Annotated in this window: 1 pseudogene; it reads left to right on the top strand. The window is 57.5% G+C overall.

Annotated features, from left to right (window positions below):
• Nucleotides 1–63 precede the first annotated feature (63 nt).
• A pseudogene (locus SB765_RS31980) lies at nt 64–252 on the top strand (serine/threonine protein phosphatase); the annotation flags it as partial.

Raw genomic sequence — 252 nt, 5'->3', positions numbered from 1 at the left:
AAGGATGTGTGGCGCGTTTGTACAGGGCATACCTGGGTGCCCCGCCCCTTGAGGCTCGGTAACGTGCTTGCTCTGGACATTACCGGTGGCGGCGATGGCTCGTTGGCGATTTACTGCGCCCAGCACGACACCACGTACATCGACGGAGTGCCTGCTTCGCTTGATCAGGCCGAGCGTCTGACTGAAAAGATGCAGATGCTGGAGGAGAAAGCTCAGCAGCTGAAGACAGCCCTGAATGGAAACAAGCTCATT

The sequence above is a fragment of the Pseudomonas sp. SIMBA_067 genome, assembly GCF_046534675.1.
In the GTDB taxonomy this organism is placed as follows: Bacteria; Pseudomonadota; Gammaproteobacteria; order Pseudomonadales; family Pseudomonadaceae; genus Aquipseudomonas; species Aquipseudomonas putida.
This window is presented reverse-complemented; position numbering and strand designations above follow the sequence as displayed.